This window comes from Bacillus salitolerans (genome assembly GCF_042680805.1).
GTDB lineage: Bacteria > Bacillota > Bacilli > Bacillales > SA4 > Bacillus_CJ > Bacillus_CJ salitolerans.
The window spans coordinates 1-629 of record NZ_JBHUEM010000053.1; the positions used below are offsets into that span (position 1 = coordinate 1).

1 pseudogene is annotated in these 629 nt (G+C 36.1%); it reads right to left on the minus strand.

What is annotated here, in order from left to right:
* Positions 1-629, minus strand: a pseudogene (locus tag ACFSCX_RS21865) (transposase); the annotation flags it as partial.

The following is a 629-nucleotide window of genomic DNA, read 5'->3' on the forward strand; positions in this document are numbered from 1 at the left end:
CATCTTGTTATACTAGAGTCATAATTGTTTTTAACATCTATATTTTTCGAGACTGGTCTTAAGTGTTGCTTTTCCAAGGAGAACACTTCGACTGGTCTTTTTTTGTCGTGTTATGGATTTTATAGTTACCCGTTCTGTTTAACCAATCCCAACTTTTTTCATTCCAAGTATCAATATTATGAAAAATACGATGTTTGGCAAAGTTGTGTTTAATGAATCCCACTACATTCTCAATTCTACCTTTGCTTTCAGGATCAGCTTTACGGCAAACCCGAAGGGTTAAATTCCTCTCAGTCTTGTATTGTTGAAACTCCTTTGTAAGTATTAAGTCTCCACTATTCTCACTAACCACTATTAAACTATCCTGGTCATATACTAGCTCATGTGGAATACCTCCATACCACTTAAATGCATTTTCATGGGCTCTAATGACATCTTGGGTGGTAAATGGCCTGTCTAGCCATTCCATATACTTGTATCGTGAATTTGACAAAACAAAGGCGATAAAATTGAGTTTTACTTCCCTATTATTATGCGTCTTTTGTTTGGTATGACCAAAATCCACTTGAACTTGTTGTCCCATTGGAAGGTCTTCAATGGACTCATAGTCTCTAGGAGTATCACTCTTT